An 18272-nucleotide genomic window follows, 5' to 3' on the forward strand; every position below is an offset into this window, starting at 1 on the left:
GGCGGCACCCTGCAAGCGCGGGTAGGCATCCCTACCTCTGCGCCAGCCCCCACGCACCCCCGCCTACATACCCGCCGCCGGATCGTGCGGACCCCGTCCCGACAGCACCTCCCCGTACGCCTGCATCAGGTCCGGCAGTCGCAGTGTCGCCAGGTCGTCCCTCGACAGCACCCCGGGATACGTCGACAGCCGCAGATCCCGGTACGCGCAGCTCTTCTCGTACAGCGTGCGCAGGAACCGCCCGTTGCCCAGCTCGTCGATCCACCCCTGATCGACCACATGCCCGGCGATCGACCGCAGCTCGTCCAGCGCCTCCTCGTCCCACGTGTCACCGTTCTCGGCGGCCAGCACCTCGCCGATAGAGGTCAGTTCGAGGGGCCGGTAGGACGGGAAGTCGACGCGGGTCGTGAAGCGGGAGGAGAGCCCCGGGTTGGCGGTCAGCAGCCGGTCCATGCCCTCCGGGTAGCCGGCCAGGATCACCACCAGGTGGTCGCGGTTGTCCTCGGCCCGCTTGAGCAGCACCTGCAGTGCCTCGTCGCCGTACGCGTCCCCCTTGCCGTAGCCCGAGTTGGAGAGCGAGTAGGCCTCGTCGACGAAGAGCACGCCACCGATCGCGGAGTCGATCAGTTCGTTGGCCTTCACGGCGGTCTGGCCCAGGTACTCGCCGACCAGGTCCGCCCGCTGCGCCTCCACCAGGTGGTCCCCGCCCAGCAGCCCCAGCGCGTAGAACACCCGCCCCAGAATCCGCGCGACCGTGGTCTTGCCGGTCCCCGACGGCCCCGAAAAGACGAAGTGGCGTTTCGGCGGCTGCACCGGCAGCCCCTGCCCGGCCCGCAACCGCGCCATGTTCAACTGCGCGGACAGCGCCTTGACCTGCCGTTTCACGGGTTCGAGCCCGACCATGCGCTCGAGTTCGGCGAGCGCCTCCTCGAGTAACGCGGGGTCGGTCGGCCCGGCGGGCAGCGGCGGCGACGGCACGGCCTTCTCACGCACCGCAGGGTCGATCACCGACGGCATCGCCCCGGCCGGCGGCTCCGGATCGCCGAGCCGCAGATCGCGTCCCTCCATGCCGAACAGCGGGTCGAGCATGTCCGGCCCGTCCACCACGTCCTGCCCGGCACCGGTGAGCGTGATCGCCGCGAAGTCGGCGGCGTCGTCGTACCCGTCGCCCTCGGCTATCGCGGCCAGCCGCGCCGAGGTGTCCATGAACGCGGGGTCGACCCGGTGCACGGCCCGGTAGAGGGGGAGGGCCGCGGCGCTGCGGCCGGTGCCCTCGTGGGCCCGCGCCAGCCAGTAGCGCAGCTCCTTGCGCTGCGGCTGCTCGCTGCGGCAGCGCATCAGTGCGGCGGAGAGGTGCGGTTCCGCCTGGCCGTACATTTCGAGGCGGACCCGGGCCATCCCGCCGAAGAGTCCCGCCTCGATACCGAGCATGGGGTCGTCCATGAGCGGGTCGGTGTGCCGGACCAGCTGCTCCCAGTCCTTGACCAGATAGGCCCGGCAGGCGTGCAGGAAGCGGACCTGCGGGTCGGCGTCCACCGGCGGGAGCCCGGCGAGGGCCCGGTCGAGCTCCGGGACGTGCCGGCCGTCCAGCCAGTGGGAGGCATGGGCAAGCAGCAGGTCGCGCGGACTCTCGAGGACCGGCTGCACCCACCAGCCCAGCCAGTACCAGGAGTTGAGCGTGCGCCGGTGCCGGCCGCGTTGTTCGCCGAAGCGGTCCCGGTGCCGGAACATGCGCAGCAGCGCGGTCGTCGTGTCCACGCGCAGCGCGTGCAGCCCGAGCCAGGCGTCGGCCATCCCGGGATCCATCCGCACCGCGGCGCGGAACTCCTCCTCGGCCTGCGGATAGGCGCCCATCGTGTAGGCGTCCACGCCTCGCAGCCAGGCGAGGTCGGCCGGGGCCTCGGGGCCCTGCGTGCCGAAATCCATCACGTCCCCCACAAACCGTGCCCCCGTGGTTGGCCCCCGGGCTCCCCCCGATGGCCGCCGTTGGTCGAACCGCTGTGCCGCGGACCGGAGTTGCAGGTGCGCGAAGCAGCCGTTCGAAGGTCGCACCGAGGGCATCGTACCTGCGGTTCCACCGCCCGCCGAAGGGTGCCGCACAGGCCGTTTGACGAGGTGGGGGCAGACAGGGCGCACTCAGCCCGGTGACCGAGGGTGAGCGGGGGAGTGCACGCGGCGCACACAAAAGGGATAAAGGGCAGAACGAAGCCCCCGATCACGGGGGAACAACCGGGGGCTTCGCGTCTGCGGGGCGGCCTCCAACGGCCGCACATTGAGAACGTAAGACCTGTACGGCCCTTGGGTCAAGCCGAGTTGAGGTACTCGGGCAACTTCTCAGAGGCGCGTCTTCACAAGTTCAGCACACTGCGGACGGTCCATCACGATGAGTGACCGTCTGGTCCGGTCCAATGGACGTCATGGGTCCCGGGAGTACCTCGTACCCCTTCTGTGACTGTGTCACCAGAAGGTCGGCGTACGGCTTTGACGGGTCCTCGGTGAAGTGTGCGTGTTCCGCCCTGACCCATTCGGCCCAGAAGTCCCGTTGTTCCGCGCCGTCCCGCAGTCGGCCACGCGTCCAGGACTCCTCGTGCGGCAACTCCATCCACAGCAGCCGCGCCAGGAACGGGCGCAGTGTCCGGCGGCCGGCGCCGACGCCCTCGACGAGGATCACGGGGGCGGCCGGCGGCAGGGGGCGGGGCGGTCCGAAGCGGCGGGCGTGCCAGTCGTAAGGCGTGTAGTGCGCGGTCTCGCCGCGGCCGAGCGGCTCGATCACCTGGGTCAGCAGCCGGCCGGTCCAGCCGAACAGTTCCTCGTGGCTGGCGATGTCGTCGAGGTGGAGCACCGGTGCCCCGTCCAGTGCGGCGGCCAACTGCCCGGCGAACGTGGTCTTTCCGGAGCCGGCGTGGCCGTCGACGCCGACCAGGCGGACCGGGCCGCAGGAGGGCGGCAGGGCCCTGAGCGCGGAGGCGAGTCGGTAAATGACGATTCCCGAGGTGTGCTGCGGTGTGGGGTGTTTTCCGGAAACAGTCTAGTAGTGCGGCGCATGGCGGGCGTCCGCGGCCTCGATGAAGTAACGGCTTGAACTATTTTTGAGCCGTCCCCAACCGTTCCCATTAATATTTCCCACCGGCTGACCGATATGTCGACATCGAACGTTCCCGGGGTGCCTGCGGCTGAGTAGGGTGCCTTCTGCATGACTGCTGGGTGTCATACGGGGATGGACAGGGGACCATGGCCGCGGAGTTATTCGAAGGGCACTACGTATGGCATCCGGCGGCCGATGACCGCATGCTCGCGAGCGTATGCGTGGACGTGCGCGCCGGAAGATATCGAAGTGCCCAAGAGGCCCTGGCCGAGACCCGTTCCGACTTCGCCCTGCGCGCCCACCGCTCCCTGGTCCTGGCCTCCGAGGCGGCCGGCACCGATCTGGTCGAACGCTGGCTGGCCGAGGAGCCGGGCCGCGAGTCCGCGCTGATGTGGGCCCGGGTGGCCGTGCAGCGGGCGATCCGGGCGGCCGACGCCCGCGACGAGCGCGCCGAGGCGCTGGAGCGGATCGCCCTCGCCGCCTGCGACCGGGCCGCCGCCATGGACCCCGCCGACCCCACACCCTGGGCCGCCAAGCTGGCCATGGCCCGACTGCACCGACCGCACGATCCCGCCCCCGCCGGCCTGCTGACCTCACCGCCCGGCCCCTGGCGGCTGTTCGCGCACGTCCTCGCCCTGGATCCCTGGCACCGCGAGGCGCACCACCGTTTCCTCTCCTTCTTCTTCACCCGGTACGGCGGCTCGGTCAACGCCGCCTGGGACGTCGCCGCCTTCCTCGGCCAGCGAGCCCCCGCCGACTCCGCGTTACGGCTGCTGCCCCTGGTCGCCCTGGTGGAGAGCCACAACCCCACCCAGCTGCTCGCCGAGCAGGTCTGGGAACAGCCCCAGTGGCGCGCCACCGCGTTGTCGGTCTACCGCAACTGGCTGCCCACGGTGGCCGGATACCGCTTCACCCCGGTACTCGACCTGGCCTACCTCGCGCACGCGCTGGTCATGGCCCAGTGCGAGTTCGAGGCCCGGGCGGTCTTCACGGCCATGGGGCCGTACGCCTCCCGCATGCCCTGGAGTGTCTTCGGTGAGCCCGCCGACCAGCTCTCCCGCGCCCGCCGCGCCTGCGGCCTGCCCATCCCCTCATAGAGCGACCCTCACAGAGAGAAAGGCCGGTAAGTGTCAGAACGCACAGCGGACTCCGCCCCCCTCGACGACGACGCGACCCTGCATGCGATGGGATATCCGCGGAAACTCACCCGCCGATTCCAGGCATTCGACAATTTCGCGATCTCCTTCACCATCATCAACATCCTCTCCGGAATTTTCTCGGCGTTCGGATTCGGTATGAATGCGGGCGGCCCCCGCATTCTCGTGTTCGGCTGGATCGGCGTCTGCCTGCTGGTGCTGTGCATCGGGGCCGCGATGGCGGAAGTCGCCTCCGCCTATCCGACGAGCGGCGCGCTCTATTTCTCCGCCGGTAAACTCGCCAAACGACACAAGGGCGCCTGGTCCTGGTACACGGGCTGGCTGAACTTCGTGGGCCAGATCGGCGGCACGGCGGCCACCGGATACGCGGCCGCCACCTTCATCCAGGCCTTCATCGCCCTGCAGTGGCCCTCGTACGAGCCGACCACCCACCAGACGGTGCTGATCACGGCCCTGGTCATCGTGGTCCAGGGGCTCGCCAACACCTACACCGTCCAGCTCGTCGCCGTACTGAACCGGATTTCCGTGTGGTGGCTGCTGATCGGACTCGTGGTGATCGTGAGCACACTGATCGTGATGCCGGACCATCATCAGTCGGCGTCCTTCGTGACGCATTTCGTGAACAACACAGGCTTCACCAACGGCCTTTACGGCGGCATGCTCGGCCTGCTGGTCACCAGTTGGACCTTCACCGGCTTCGACGGCAGCTTCCACATGTCCGAGGAAACGGTCCAGGCGACCGTGAACGCCCCCAGAGGGATCACCCGTTCGATCGGCTATTCGGCGATCACGGGCCTCATCCTGATGCTCGCCCTGGTGTACAGCATCGGCGACTACGACAAGGTGGCGAGCTCTTCCGCGCCGCCCGTGCAGATTCTCATCGACGGACTCGGCATGGGCTGGGCCAAGGCGATGCTGCTCGTCGTCATCGGCGCCATGCTCTTCTGCGGCCTCGCCAATCTCACCAGCAACACCCGGCAGATCTTCGCCTTCTCCCGGGACGGCGCCATGCCCGGCTCCCGCCTGTGGCACTCGGTCTCGCCCCGCACCCGTACGCCCGTCAAGGCGGTGTGGCTCGCGGTGGCCTGCTCGGTCGCCCTGGTGGTGCCGGGCTGGTGGTCGCACACGGCGTTCACCGCGATCGTCAGCGTCAACGTCGTCGGCCTGTTCCTCGCCTACGCCGTGCCGGTGTTCCTGCGGCTGCGCCTCGGTGACGAGTTCCAGCCGGGGCCGTGGAACCTGGGCCGCTGGAGCAGGCCGGTCGGCTGGCTGGCGGTGACCTGGATCCTGCTCAGCAGCATCCTGTTCATGCTGCCGCAGGCCTCGCCGATCACCGTCGACTCCTTCAACTACGCGCCGATCGCCCTGGCCGTCGTCCTGGTCGTGGCCACGGTCTGGTGGTTCGCCACCGCCCGCCGCCGCTTCCAGGGCCCGGTCAGCTACGGCCGTCCCGACGAGGTCGCCGCGATGGACCTCATCTGACCCGGCGAGGACCCGCATGAAGGAGGCCCCGGTCACCGCGCCGGGGCCCTTTCAGCGGACGAGACCAATATTGGTGGGCGTGGCATGGGCGGAAGTGCTGGCAGGGGCATGGCGCCTGTTCCATAGTTGGCGCACAGTCTCGCAACGGACCAGCTCCGACTCGTACCCCTGGGGGTCCCCCGCCGATGAGCAGAGCCGAACAGCCGTCCCGCAGAACCGTTCTGGCAGCCGCCGCCTCCGTCGCGGCCGCGGCCGTGGCCCAGGGAGTGGTCTCCGCGGTGCCCGCGGCCGCGGCGCCCGAGACCGAAGCTGAGGAGGGCGGCGGCCGGGCCCCGACCCGCCCGATCGACTACCGCTCCTGGACGACCTGCAGCGACTGGCGGACCGGTACCGCCAAGGGCGTGGGAGCCGTCGCCGGGGACCGCCCCGGCGTGGTGATGGGCACCCCGGCCGGCACCACCTCCTACCTCGACCCCCACACCGGCACCACCGCCACCTGGGAGTACGGCACCTGGACCGGCCCGGTGCACCAGCTCGCCGTCCCCGCCACCGAGGCCGTCGCCTCCTGGAACGCGGACACCCCGGCCGGCACCTGGATCCAGGTCGAACTGCACGGCACCTACTCCGACGGCACCGCCACCCCCTGGTACGTGATGGGCCGCTGGGCCGCCGGCGACCAGGACATCAAGCGGACCTCGGTCGACGGCCAGGGCGACGGCAGAAGCGCCATCTCGACGGACACCTTCGCCATCGGCGACGCCTCGACCGGCCTGCGCCTCACCTCGTACCAGCTGCGTCTGACCCTGTACCGCAAGCCCGGCACCAAGCTCACCCCGACCGTCTGGCGGCTGGGCGCCATGGGCTCGGACATCCCGGACCGCTTCACCGTCCCCGCCTCCACCCCGGGCCTGGCCCAGGAACTCAAGGTCCCGCGCTACTCGCAGGAGATCCACAAGGGCCAGTACCCCGAGTACGACAACGGCGGCGAGGCCTGGTGCAGCCCCACCTCCTCGCAGATGATCGTCGAGTACTGGGGCGGCCGGCCCACCGCCGCGCAGCTTGCCTGGGTCGACCCGTCGTACACCGACCCCCAGGTCTGCCATGCGGCCCGCTACACCTACGACTACCAGTACGGGGGCTGCGGCAACTGGCCGTTCAACGCCGCCTACGCCGCCACCTACAAGGACCTCCAGGGCGTGGTGACGCGACTGGCCTCCCTGACCGACCTGGAGACCCTGATCGCGGCCGGCATCCCGGCCATAACATCACAGTCGTTCCTGTCGTCGGAGCTGACGGGCGCCGGATACGGCACCTCGGGGCATCTGATGACCGTGATCGGCTTCACCGCGGAAGGCGACGTGATCGCCAACGACCCGTTCTCGGCCGCCGACGACGCGGTCCGACGGGTCTATCTCCGGCGGGAGTTCGAGAACATCTGGCTGCGCACCAAGCGCTACAACGCCAGCGGCAAGGTCGTCTCCGGCACCGGGGGCATCTGCTACCTGTACTTCCCGGCCGCTCCGAGCCCGAGCCAGCTCAAGGCGCTCGACGCGGTGGGCGTGCGCTGACCAGGCACGACAGCGGCCTCCGGTACGTCGAGGGCCGCTGATCTGTGACCAAGCTCTCCGCCGTAAAAGCCGCAATCGGTGGCATGGTGGACGACATGACCACGAACTCCGCCACCGCCGCCCGCGCCCGTACCGGCGGCCCGAAAGAAGACGGCCCGAAGGTCCTGGAACACATCATGGGCTGGACCCTTGTCGTGGTCATCGCCATGCTGGTGACCCAACTCGGGCTGCTGTGACCTGACCCACGACCCGAGCTGACATACTGCGGATGTCCCACAGCCCGTTGAGACCAGGGTCGGAATTGAATATCAGTCAACAACGTGCCGCCGCCCGTCCCCAGGCGCGCGGCACCGAGCGCTCCGTGGCTCGTCGTGCCGAACTCATCGCCATCGGGCGGAAGTTGTTCGCCGACACCTCCTACGACGCGCTCTCCATGGACGACATCGCCAAGCAGGCGCATGTCGCCAAAGGGCTGATCTACTACTACTTCCAGTCCAAGCGCGGCTACTACCTGGCGATCATCCAGGACTCCGTCGCCGACCTGGTCACCTTCGCGGCGAGCGGCCTGGAGCTGCCTCAGGTGGACCGCGTCCACCGCACCATCGACAGCTACCTGCGCTACGCCGAGCACCACCAGGCCGCCTACCGCACCATCGTCAGCGGCGGGGTCGGCTTCGACACCGAGGTGCACGCCATCCGGGACGGGGTGCGCGAGGCGATCGTCGCGACCATCGCCGAGGGCGCGTACGGCCGCACCGACGTCGCCCCGCTTGCCAGGATGGGCCTGCTCGCCTGGCTGTGCAGCGTGGAGGGCGCCACCCTCGACTGGATCGACCGCCCCGGACTCACCCGCGACACCATGCGCGACCTCCTGGTCAAGACCCTCGGCGGCACCCTGCGTGCCATCGAGGAGATCGACCCGGCCTACCCCGCCCCGGCCCCGGCCCGCCGGGACACCTGACGAGGAACCGCACAAGGGGCGGGGGTCTCGTGGTACCCCGCCCCAAGTCCCCCGTGACGGGGGCTAGTTGATGGCCCTGATCAGCTCACCGTTGGTGGTGTCGCCGCTCAGCTCGCAGAAGAAGGTGCCGCCGAGGCCCTGCTGGTTCTCGTACGTCATCTTGGTCGCCATCGTCGCCGGGCACTTGGTCGACCGCCTTGTAGTCGTCGATGCCCTGCTCGTACGTCCCCACCGCCGGGCCGGTCGCCGTGCCGCCGGGGGCCGCCTGGGTGACGCCGGACCAGCCGCGGCCGTGGAAGCCGATGCCGGCCAGCAGTCCGGCGCCGAGGACGGCGCAACAGGCCGCGGACAGCAGCGCCCGGAACCGCAAGCGGTGGGGAGTGTGCATCGGGTGTCTCCTCCTGGGGGAGAGGGGAACGCGCGCCGATTGGCGTGAATGCGGTAAAGCGTTGGTCATGAACACTAGGAGGACTAGACCAGTGGGGTCAATGGTTCGGACCAATTTCGGGGCTGGTGAATGTTGTCCTGGAATTAGCGAAGTAAGCGGTCGTTAACTGGTGACGGGAGGTCCCTGATCGGGCATACTCACTGCGCAGCCGCAGGTCAGCAGCTTCCGAGACCCGGAAATGCGCACCTCGGCCGCACCCGAACGACAGGCGGAGCCGCCCCTACCCGGTGGGCGGCGACCGCCGGTGCCCGACAGGGAGGAGACCGACGCCATGTCCGACCGCGACCCGCAGCCGGTGGAGCGTCAACTGCCCACGGAAGAGGCGAGGGACCTGCTCTCGCTGGTCCGGGAGATCGCCCACCGTGAGATCGCGCCGAAGGCGGCTGAGGAGGAGGACGCCGGACGCTTCCCGCGCGAGGTCTTCACCCTGCTCTCGGAGTCAGGCCTGCTCGGCCTGCCCTACGACTCCGAGTACGGCGGCGGCGACCAGCCCTACGAGGTCTACCTCCAGGTGCTGGAGGAACTGGCCACGGCCCGTCTGACCGTCGGCCTCGGCGTCAGCGTGCACACCCTCGCCGGTTACGCGCTCGCCGCCTACGGCACCAAGGAGCAGCAGGTCGAGTACCTGCCCGCGATACTCGGCGGCGGCCTGCTCGGCGCCTACTGCCTCTCGGAGCCTGCCTCCGGTTCCGATGCCGCCTCGCTGCGGACCAGGGCCGTCCGGGACGGCGACTCCTGGGTGATCAACGGCACCAAGGCCTGGATCACGCACGGCGGCATCGCCGACTTCTACACGGTGATGGCCCGTACCGGCGGGGAGGGCTCGCACGGGATCACCGCCTTCCTGGTCCCCGGCGACGCCGAGGGCCTCAGTGGCGCGATGCCCGAGAAGAAGATGGGCATGAAGGGCTCGCCCACCGCCCAGGTCCACTTCGACGACGTCCGGGTCTTGGACGACCGCCGGCTCGGCGAGGAAGGGCAGGGCTTCGCCATCGCCCTCTCCGCGCTGGACTCCGGCCGGCTCGGCATCGCGGCCTGTGCGATCGGCCTGGCCCAGGCGGCCCTGGACGAGGCCGTCGCCTACGCCACCGGCCGGCGCCAGTTCGGGCACCCCATCTCCGACTTCCAGGGCCTGCGCTTCATGATCGCCGACATGGCCACCCAGATCGAGGCCGGCCGCGCCCTCTATCTCGCGGCGGCGAGGCTCCGGGACGCGGGCCGGCCGTTCGCCAAGCAGGCCGCCATGGCCAAGCTGCACTGCACCGACACCGCGATGAAGGTGACCACCGACGCCGTCCAGATACTCGGCGGCTACGGCTACACCGCGGACTTCCCGGTCGAGCGCTTCATGCGCGAGGCCAAGGTCCTGCAGATCGTCGAGGGCACCAACCAGATCCAGCGGATGGTCATCGCCCGTCATGTGGCGGGGCCTGAAAGTCGCTGAACTGCCCGCGTGCGACCGTCGGGGCCGCCAGCCTGATCCACTCCGGGTCGTGGCGGCCCGGCAGGGTGCGGCCCCGGTCGGCCCAGGTGCGCATGAGGTCGCTGTAGATGGGCGGATCCTGCGGCGTGGGCGGCGGCGGAACCGATTCTGCCGGCGGGGACACGAAGACGCGGCGCTGACGGCCGATGGTCGAGTACGTGGTCGTCATGCCCGGCCAACGCGGCGGCGGCCGCCTCGGTCACCGATCACCGGAATCGCGAGTGAGTTCGTGGGCGTCCGCCCCCGCATCTGGCCAGTCCCCGCTTTCTGACGTACCGTCAGCCGGACCGTCTCCAGCCTCCCGGGGAGGCATGCCGTGGCCGACGACCGTCCCGTACCGCTCGACGAGTACCCCGTGCACCAGGTCCCGCTCTCCATGAAGCACGTCGCCACCGGGGACCGGAACGCCTACGACCGCTGCATCTTCCACGTCCTGGACCACCGCGGCCGCGCCCTGCTCATCCTCGGCCTCGGCGTCTACCCCAACGTCGGCGTGATCGACGCCTATGCCACCCTGCGCACCGGGGACACCCTGCACGCCGTACGGGCCTCGGACGCCCTCGGCGACGACCGGATGCGGCTGGCGGTCGGCCCGCTGCGCATCGAGGTCGGGGAACCGCTCCGCCGCTTCCGTCTGACCTGCGACGACTCGATCTCCTACGACCTCACCTGGACCGCGGACTTCCCGGCCCTGTGGGAGCCGCACCACCTGCAGCGCCGGGGTGGCCGGCTGACGTTGGAGGGCCGCAGGTTCGTACAGGCCGGGGGAGTGTCCGGGGTCATCCGGGCCGGAGACGAGGAGTTCCGCGTCGACCCGGCCGGCTGGACCGGCACCCGGGACCGCAGCTGGGGCGTCCGCCCGATCCCGGGTGAGGAGGGCGGCCGGCTCGCCGCGGAGCACCCGGCCGAGGGCTTCCACTGGATCTGGTCCCCGGTCCGCTTCGAGGACCGCTTCCTGATGGTCATCACCCAGGAGGACGCCGACGGCCACCGCACCCTCAACGACGCCACCGTGGTCCGCCCCGGCCACCGCGACCGCCAACTCGGCTGGCCCCATACCGAGATCACCTACCGCTCCGGCACCCGACACCCCGAACGCGCCGTCATCCACCTCGGCGACCCGCGCAAACCCCAGGAGCTGGAGGCGGAGATCCTCGCCTCCTCACCGCTCGCGGTCGGCGCCGGCTACCCACCGGCGGACGACTGGCAGCACGGCACCTGGCAGGGCCGCGCCTGGGTGGACCGCCGTACCTACGACCTGACCGCACCCCACCCCCGTGCGGCCTACGGCGTCACCGACCACTCCGCCCGCTTCCGCCTGGACGGCCGGGTCGGGTACGGCATCTTCGAGCACGGCTCGTTCGGCAGACACGATCCGAGCGGCTTCACCGGCTTCGACTCGGTGGCGCCCTGAGGGAGGCCACGATGACGGCAAAACCGCGCCCGCGCACCACCACCCGCGACCCGGAGGACCTCACGCGCCGGCTGACGGCCTGGCTGGACACCCGGCTCCCCGGCGCCAAGGCGGTCGGCGTCACCGTCCCCGTCTCCAACGGCCTGTCCAGCGAGACCCTGCTGTTCGACATCGAGCACCCCGAACCACCCTTGCGGGCCTGCGCGTTGAGACTCGCGGCGGACTCTTCGGCGTACACGGTCTTCCCGTCGTACGACATGACCCGCCAGTACCGCACCATGCGACTGGTCGCCGAACACACCGACCTGCCCGTACCCCGCGTGCTGTGGCTGGAGGAGGATCCGGGACCGCTCGGCGCGCCCTTCTTCGTCATGGCACGGGTCGAGGGGCGCGTCCCGCCCGATGTCATGCCCTATACCTACGCGGGGAATTGGCTGCACGCGGCGACCGACGCCGAACGTGATCGCCTCGAAGCCGCGTCCGTCGGCCTGTTGGCCCGGCTGCACGACCAAGTCCCCGCGAAGAAAGCGGAGTTCCTGGTCCTCCCTGGGGAGGGCGACGCCCTGCACCGGCACGTCGAGTCCCAACGCGCTTACTACGACTGGGTGGTGGACGGACTCGCCCGCTCACCCCTGATCGAGGCCGCGTTCGACAGACTGGCGCAGTGGTGGCCGAGCGAGACCGGCACACCCGTCCTCAACTGGGGCGACGCGCGCATCGGCAACGTCGTCTACGACGGCTTCGACCCCGTCGCCGTCCTCGACTGGGAGATGGCGGCACCGGCCCCGCGCGAGGTGGATCTCGGCTGGACCGTCTATCTGCACCGCTTCTTCCAGGACCTCACGGCCGCCTCCGGACAGCGCGGGCTGCCGGGCTTCCTGCGCCGCGACCACGTCGAGGCCCGCTACGCCCGGCTGACCGGCCACACCCCGCGCGACATGGACTTCTACACCCTGTACGCCGCCCTGCGGCACGCGATCGTCATGCTGCGCATCGCCTATCGGCAGGTGTACTTCAAAGAGGTCGCCGTCCCGGCGGATCCGGACACACTGATCCTGCACCACGGCAGTCTGCGCGCCATGGTGCAGGGCAGCTACTGGGACGCGGTGCGGTGACTCAGGCGGCCTGGCGGTCGACGGCGTAGCCGCCGCGGCGCATCGCCGGTACGCGCATCGGGCGCGAGCCCGGGCCGCCGACGTGCGAGAAAGGCTGCGTGCGCCAGTTCAGACTCTGCGGGAGGACGAGCAGGAGGGCGGTCTCCTGCTCCTGCGGCTCGGCCGACTCGTCCGTGGAGCGGATGTCGGCGGCCGTGCGGCCCGTACCGGCACAGACCGTGAGACCGAACGGGTTCCACGGCGAGGCGCACAGCGCGTGCTCCGGCAGGAACTCCTCGTCCGCCAGCAGCGCGATGGACTGCGCGCAGTCCGGGCAGATCACCCGGTACATCTCGAAGGTGTCGTAGTCGTCCAGTTCATCGGCGTCGAAGAGGTCGGGTTCGACGCCCTCCGGCTCGGGCTCGACGACCAACTGCGGGCGCTTGGACGTGGTACGACCAGGGCGCTTGAGACTCTGCATGGGTAACTCCCCCTCGGGCTGGGCCGTAAGGCGCTGCGGCCTCGACCACAGCAAGCACTTCCCGTCCGGTCTGCGGGGTAATCACGAGACCATCACGGAGCCCGTTCAGGGGCTGTGTCGTTCGTCACATGCCGAACGCAGGTGCCCGGTGCGGTGGATTTGTCCCTCAGGCGGCGCACAGCCTGCTCCCTGTCACATCACGAACCGGCCATGACCTGCACCGCTGAGGTATCCCAGGAGATCAGGCGCAATGTAGTTTTTGCGCCATGGAGGAGCTGGACCGTCAAATTGTGCAGCTGCTCGTCAAGGACGGGCGGATGAGCTACACAGACCTGGGCAAGGCCACGGGTCTTTCCACGTCGGCCGTGCACCAGCGGGTGCGCCGGCTGGAACAGCGCGGCGTGATCCGCGGCTATGCCGCGGTCGTGGACCCGGAGGCCGTCGGGCTGCCCATGACGGCGTTCATCTCGGTGAAACCGTTCGACCCCAGCGCCCCCGACGACATCGCGGACCGTCTGGCGGGCGTCCCCGAGATCGAGGCGTGCCACAGCGTGGCCGGAGACGAGAACTACATCCTCAAGGTGCGGGTGGCGACCCCGCACGAACTGGAGGAACTGCTGGCGCGGCTGCGCAGCCTGGCGGGGGTGTCCACGCGGACGACGGTGGTGTTGTCGACGCCTTATGAGGCACGGCCGCCGCGGATTTGAGCGCCGGTGGTCTTACGGTCGTGTGTCGGGTGCGGGTGAGTCGTGGCTGGTCGCGCAGTTCCTCCCCCAGCCTTCGGCCGGGGGTTCGCCAGCGCCCCTTTCGGAGCGCGTTGGGGGCGCCCCTCGTTCGGAGTGATCGGTGTCAGGGGCGAGACTGTCCCCTATGAGTGATCGCACCGACCAGCCCCAGACCGTCCTCCTCCGTCGTGGAGAGGTGCACAGTCCCGCCGATCCGTTCGCTACCGCGATGGTCGTGGAGCGGGGGCAGGTGGCCTGGGTCGGATCCGAGGGGGCCGCCGACGCCTTCGCGGACGGTGTCGACGAGATCGTCGACCTGGACGGTGCCCTGGTCACCCCCGCCTTCACGGACGCCCATGTCCACACCACGTCCACCGGGCTCGCGCTGACCGGCCTCGACCTGTCCGGGGCGGCCTCGCTGGACGCGGCCCTCGCACTGGTGCGGGACTTCGCCGCCGCCCGCCCGGACGACCGGGTCCTGCTCGGGCACGGCTGGGACGCCTCCCGCTGGTCCGACGGCCGCCCGCCGACCCGCGCCGAGCTGGACGCGGCCACCGGCGGACGTCCCCTCTATCTCTCCCGTATCGACGTCCACTCGGCCGTCGTCACCTCGGCCCTGCTGGACCTGGTCCCGTGCGCGGTCCCGCGGGAGGATGCCCCGCTCACGAGCGACGCCCACCACGCCGTACGCGCCGCCGCGTTCGCGGCTGTGACGCCCGCGCAGCGCGCCGAGGCCCAGCGCACCGCCCTCGCACACGCGGCCTCCCTCGGCATCGGCACCGTGCACGAGTGCGGGGGGCCGAAGATCTCCTCCGAGGACGACTTCACCGGGCTGCTGGGGCTCGCCGCCGGGCTGCCCGGCCCCCGGGTGGTCGGCTACTGGGCGGAGGAGGACGCCGACAAGGCGCGCGAGCTGGGCGCGCTCGGCGCCGCCGGCGACCTGTTCGTGGACGGCGCCCTCGGCTCCCACACCGCCTGCCTGCACGAGCCGTACGCCGACGCGGGCCACACCGGTGCCGCCTACCTGGACGCGGCCGCCGTCGCCGCCCATGTCGCCTCCTGCATCGAGGCCGGCCTGCAGGCGGGCTTCCACGCCATCGGCGACGCCGCCGTGAGCGCCGTCGTGGAGGGTGTGCGCGCCGCCGCCGAGAAGGTCGGCCCGGCCCGCGTCCGCGCCGCCCGGCACCGTGTCGAGCACGCCGAGATGCTCACGTCCGAGCACGTCGCCGCCTTCGCGGAACTCGGTCTGATCGCCTCCGTGCAGCCGGCCTTCGACGCCCTGTGGGGCGGCGAGGACGGCATGTACGCCCGGCGGCTCGGCACGGAGCGGGCGCGCACCCTGAACCCCTACGCGGCCCTCCTCAAGGCCGGGGTCCCGCTCGCCTTCGGCTCCGACAGCCCGGTCACCCCCCTGGATCCCTGGGGGACCGTCCGCGCCGCCGCCTTCCACCACACGCCCGAGCACCGCGTCTCCGTACGCGCCGCGTTCACGGCGCACACGCGTGGCGGCTGGCGGGCGATCGGCCGGGACGACGCGGGCGTCCTGGTGCCCGGCGCGCCCGCCGACTACGCGGTCTGGCGCACCGACGAGCTGGTCGTCCAGGCACCCGACGACCGCGTCGCCCGCTGGTCCACCGACCCCCGCTCCGGCACCCCCGGCCTGCCCGACCTGAGCCCGGGACGTGACCTGCCGGTCTGTCTGCGTACCGTGGTGGGGGGCCGGACCGTGTTCGTACGACCGGGCGAGTGACCCGGTCGCATTCGTACGGCCGGGCGAGTGATCTCCCGGGGTGGCGCGACCGCGATCGACCGCCGTCGCCCCGTCGCGCGACCTGCGCATCCTCCCAGCTGACCAGGGGTTTGAGGTTGTCCGGGCAGGTCGGACGACTGTTGACAGCCAGCCGCAGCGGGCCGGTAGGTTCGGCGGAGTCCACCACCGGACGCCCGACCGGGGAGCAGTTCGCGCACTCGTCGCAGCGCCGCTGGGTCAGGGACGGTGTGCCGCACCGGGGCACCGTCACTGGGAGCCAGGCTCAGCGCCCGCGCCGACGAGGGAACGTTCCGGCCGGTCGGGAGGTGTGACCCGGGTGGGGCCCGGACGCTCAGTAGACAACGGCTTTCGGTCGACCCGCAGCCAGCGGGCCCCAGGTCGGCCCGAAGGGCGCCGGGCCCCCATCCGTAGGGGAACAAAGTCGCTGCGCGGGGGAACAGGGTGGCGAAAGCGCGGATGACGGCCACCCGGAACGGGCATCCTTACCCCGTTCTTGTGCAATCGACACCACCATACGAATGAGCTGTCACGTCAGCGCAGGCCGCGGCCACTATGGTGGACCCCTGCGTACGACATGAAGGGGCAGCAGTGAACGACGGCGACGGGACCCTCGCGGCAAAGGCCCAGGGTAGGCAGTTCGGCCCGCTCGGCACGGCCTTGGTGATCATTCCGACCTACAACGAGGCGGAGAACATCAAGTCCATCGTCGGCCGGGTGCGCAAGGCCGTCCCCGAGGCGCACGTTCTGGTGGCGGACGACAACAGCCCCGACGGCACGGGCAAGCTCGCCGACGAACTGGCCGCCGAGGACGACCGTGTCCAGGTGCTGCACCGCAAGGGCAAGGAGGGCCTCGGCGCCGCCTACCTCGCGGGCTTCCACTGGGGCATGGACAACGGCTACGGCGTGCTCGTCGAGATGGACGCCGACGGCTCCCACCAGCCGGAGGAGCTGCCGCGCCTGCTCACCGCGCTGAAGGGCGCCGACCTGGTGCTCGGCTCCCGCTGGGTACCCGGCGGCCGGGTCGTGAACTGGCCGAAGTCCCGCGAGTTCATCTCCCGGGGCGGATCCCTGTACTCCCGCCTCGCCCTCGACCTCCCGCTCCGGGACATCACCGGCGGCTACCGCGCCTTCCGGCGCGAGACGCTGGAGGGCCTGGGCCTGGACGAGGTCGCCTCCCAGGGCTACTGCTTCCAGGTCGACCTGGCCCGCCGGGCGATCAAGGCCGGCTTCCATGTCGTGGAGGTGCCCATCACGTTCGTGGAGCGTGAGCTGGGCGACTCCAAGATGAGCCGCGACATCCTCGTGGAGGCCCTGTGGCGGGTCACCTCGTGGGGCGTCACCGAGCGAGTGGGAAAGATCACCGGCAAGGGTAAGCAGCCCTAGCGGGGACGTCAGGGCCGGCGGTCACAGCGAGGGCCCGGAACACTCACAGATCCGGTTGATCGTCCCCTTATCCCGCACTGAGCCGGGCCCAGGCACACTGGGGGCATGACGACTGGCGCGCAGACCCCTCCGTACACCGCCCGGCCCCGGCGCTCCCGGCTCGCCAGATATCTGCCGCTGGGTGTGGCGGCGTGGCTGGTGCTGGAGATCTGGCTGCTGACGGTGGTCGCCGGCGCGGCGGGCGGCATGACCGTGTTCCTGCTGCTGGTGGCGGGTTTCGTCGCCGGTTCCGTGGTCATGAAGCGGGCCGGCCGGCGTGCCTTCCGGAGTCTCAACGAGGCGATCCAGCGCGGCGGCTCCCCGGAGCGCGGCGGCGGCAACGGCCTGATGATGCTCGGCGGCCTGCTGCTCATGATCCCCGGTCTGGTCTCCGACGCGCTCGGCCTGCTGCTTCTGCTGCCGCCGGTCCAGAAGGCGGTCTCCCGCCTCACGGAACGCACCCTCGACCGCAAGCTCCGCGCCGCCGCCCCCGGCACCCTGGGCAACGCCTTCCAGCAGGCCCGCATGCACCGCCCGGACGGGAAGGTGGTCCAGGGCGAGGTGATCCGGAACGACGCTCCGGAGGACGGGGACGAGCCGACGAAGGAGCGCCCGCCGCTGACGCGATGACCCGCCGCCCCGGGCATGCGAAACCGAGGGCGCCGTACGTTCAGCGAACGTACGGCGCCCTCGGTTTGTTATGTCGGTTTTCCCGTTACACGGGACTATGCGGACTTGCGGCTGTCCCTCGGATGAATCGCGATGTTCATCGCCCCGGAGCGCAGAACCGCCAGACGCTCCTCGAGGACCTCTTCGAGCTCCTCACGGGTGCGCCGCTCCATCAGCATGTCCCAGTGGGTACGCGCGGGCTTGGCCTTCTTCTCTTCAGGGCCGTCGCCGTCCACGAGGAGTGCCTGGGCCCCGCAGACCTTGCACTCCCACTCCGGCGGGATCTCCGCCTCGACCGAGAAGGGCATCTCGAACCGGTGCCCCTTCTCGCATGCGTACTCCACGGCCTGGCGCGGGGCCAGGTCGATACCGCGGTCCGTCTCGTAGCTGGTCACCACGAGGCGCGTACCGCGAAGAGCTCGCTCACTCATGAATCGTGCCTCCCGGGCTTGTCGCCCACAGGACAGGTGTCGCTGTCGTCGTCATCCGGTCAACGTCCGGTCGGCGGTAAA

Annotated in this window: 16 protein-coding genes and 1 pseudogene; 12 read left to right on the top strand and 5 right to left on the bottom strand. The window is 70.5% G+C overall.

The window, feature by feature from the left end; translation table 11 throughout:
* Positions 1–63 precede the first annotated feature (63 nt).
* Together EDD90_RS43555 and EDD90_RS43560 are read right to left on the bottom strand one after the other, a co-directional pair.
* A complete protein-coding gene (locus EDD90_RS43555) occupies positions 64–1926 on the bottom strand; it encodes an AAA family ATPase (protein WP_123978583.1) in 1863 nt (620 codons plus the stop codon).
* Between the two features lie 430 nt (positions 1927–2356).
* Entirely contained in the window at positions 2357–2986 is a 630-nt protein-coding gene (locus EDD90_RS43560; protein ID WP_398928743.1) for a uridine kinase, read from the bottom strand.
* A gap of 245 nt (positions 2987–3231) precedes the next feature.
* Here EDD90_RS43560 and EDD90_RS43565 point away from each other — a divergent pair, with 245 nt between their 5' ends.
* From EDD90_RS43565 to EDD90_RS43585, 5 genes are all read left to right on the top strand, one after another.
* On the top strand, positions 3232–4182 hold the full coding sequence (locus EDD90_RS43565; protein WP_123978585.1) for a hypothetical protein: 951 nt from the start codon (positions 3232–3234) through the stop codon (positions 4180–4182).
* 87 nt (positions 4183–4269) lie between these two features.
* The gene (locus tag EDD90_RS43570) at positions 4270–5724 is read left to right on the top strand and encodes an amino acid permease (protein WP_185149662.1); all 1455 of its coding nucleotides are present in this window, start codon (positions 4270–4272) and stop codon (positions 5722–5724) included.
* 185 nt (positions 5725–5909) lie between these two features.
* Positions 5910–7292: a peptidase C39 family protein gene (locus EDD90_RS43575; RefSeq protein WP_123978587.1), complete on the top strand. Its 1383-nt coding sequence runs from the start codon at positions 5910–5912 to the stop codon at positions 7290–7292.
* Positions 7293–7387: 95 nt separating this feature from the next.
* The gene (locus EDD90_RS43580) at positions 7388–7528 is read left to right on the top strand and encodes an SCO1431 family membrane protein (RefSeq protein WP_123978588.1); all 141 of its coding nucleotides are present in this window, start codon (positions 7388–7390) and stop codon (positions 7526–7528) included.
* 65 nt (positions 7529–7593) lie between these two features.
* Positions 7594–8253, top strand: a complete 660-nt coding sequence (locus tag EDD90_RS43585) for a TetR/AcrR family transcriptional regulator (protein WP_123978589.1) — start codon at positions 7594–7596, stop codon at positions 8251–8253.
* Positions 8254–8316: 63 nt separating this feature from the next.
* Here the strand turns inward: EDD90_RS43585 and EDD90_RS43590 are convergent.
* A pseudogene (locus EDD90_RS43590) lies at positions 8317–8569 on the bottom strand (chitinase); the annotation flags it as partial.
* A 403-nt stretch (positions 8570–8972) separates the two neighbouring features.
* On the opposite strand from EDD90_RS43590, the gene EDD90_RS43595 reads away from it, so the two are divergent.
* From EDD90_RS43595 to EDD90_RS43610, 3 genes are all read left to right on the top strand, one after another.
* Positions 8973–10145 carry an acyl-CoA dehydrogenase family protein gene (locus tag EDD90_RS43595; RefSeq protein ID WP_123978590.1) on the top strand — a complete coding sequence of 391 codons (1173 nt, stop codon included), beginning with the start codon at positions 8973–8975 and terminating at the stop codon, positions 10143–10145.
* A gap of 355 nt (positions 10146–10500) precedes the next feature.
* On the top strand, positions 10501–11598 hold the full coding sequence (locus EDD90_RS43605) for a hypothetical protein (protein ID WP_123978592.1): 1098 nt from the start codon (positions 10501–10503) through the stop codon (positions 11596–11598).
* A gap of 11 nt (positions 11599–11609) precedes the next feature.
* On the top strand, positions 11610–12713 hold the full coding sequence (locus EDD90_RS43610) for a phosphotransferase family protein (protein ID WP_123978593.1): 1104 nt from the start codon (positions 11610–11612) through the stop codon (positions 12711–12713).
* A gap of 1 nt (position 12714) precedes the next feature.
* Here EDD90_RS43610 and EDD90_RS43615 read toward each other — a convergent pair whose 3' ends face one another.
* Entirely contained in the window at positions 12715–13173 is a 459-nt protein-coding gene (locus tag EDD90_RS43615; protein ID WP_123978594.1) for a hypothetical protein, read from the bottom strand.
* A 266-nt stretch (positions 13174–13439) separates the two neighbouring features.
* On the opposite strand from EDD90_RS43615, the gene EDD90_RS43620 reads away from it, so the two are divergent.
* The 4 genes from EDD90_RS43620 to fxsA all read left to right on the top strand — a co-directional run bounded on the left by EDD90_RS43620 (position 13440) and on the right by fxsA (position 17721).
* Positions 13440–13880, top strand: coding sequence for an Lrp/AsnC family transcriptional regulator (locus EDD90_RS43620; protein WP_004002750.1), 441 nt, complete (start codon positions 13440–13442; stop codon positions 13878–13880).
* 163 nt (positions 13881–14043) lie between these two features.
* Positions 14044–15648 (top strand): amidohydrolase, encoded by a 1605-nt coding sequence (locus tag EDD90_RS43625; protein ID WP_123978595.1) that lies wholly within the window; start codon positions 14044–14046, stop codon positions 15646–15648.
* 609 nt (positions 15649–16257) lie between these two features.
* Positions 16258–17052: a polyprenol monophosphomannose synthase gene (locus EDD90_RS43630; protein WP_123978596.1), complete on the top strand. Its 795-nt coding sequence runs from the start codon at positions 16258–16260 to the stop codon at positions 17050–17052.
* A gap of 105 nt (positions 17053–17157) precedes the next feature.
* Entirely contained in the window at positions 17158–17721 is a 564-nt protein-coding gene (gene fxsA, locus EDD90_RS43635) for an FxsA family membrane protein (RefSeq protein ID WP_123978597.1), read from the top strand.
* Positions 17722–17816: 95 nt separating this feature from the next.
* Here the strand turns inward: fxsA and EDD90_RS43640 are convergent, their stop codons facing one another.
* Positions 17817–18191: an RNA polymerase-binding protein RbpA gene (locus EDD90_RS43640; RefSeq protein ID WP_010046329.1), complete on the bottom strand. Its 375-nt coding sequence runs from the start codon at positions 18189–18191 to the stop codon at positions 17817–17819.
* Positions 18192–18272: the final 81 nt, after the last annotated feature.

The organism is Streptomyces sp. Ag109_O5-1 (assembly GCF_003814875.1).
GTDB lineage: Bacteria > Actinomycetota > Actinomycetes > Streptomycetales > Streptomycetaceae > Streptomyces > Streptomyces sasae.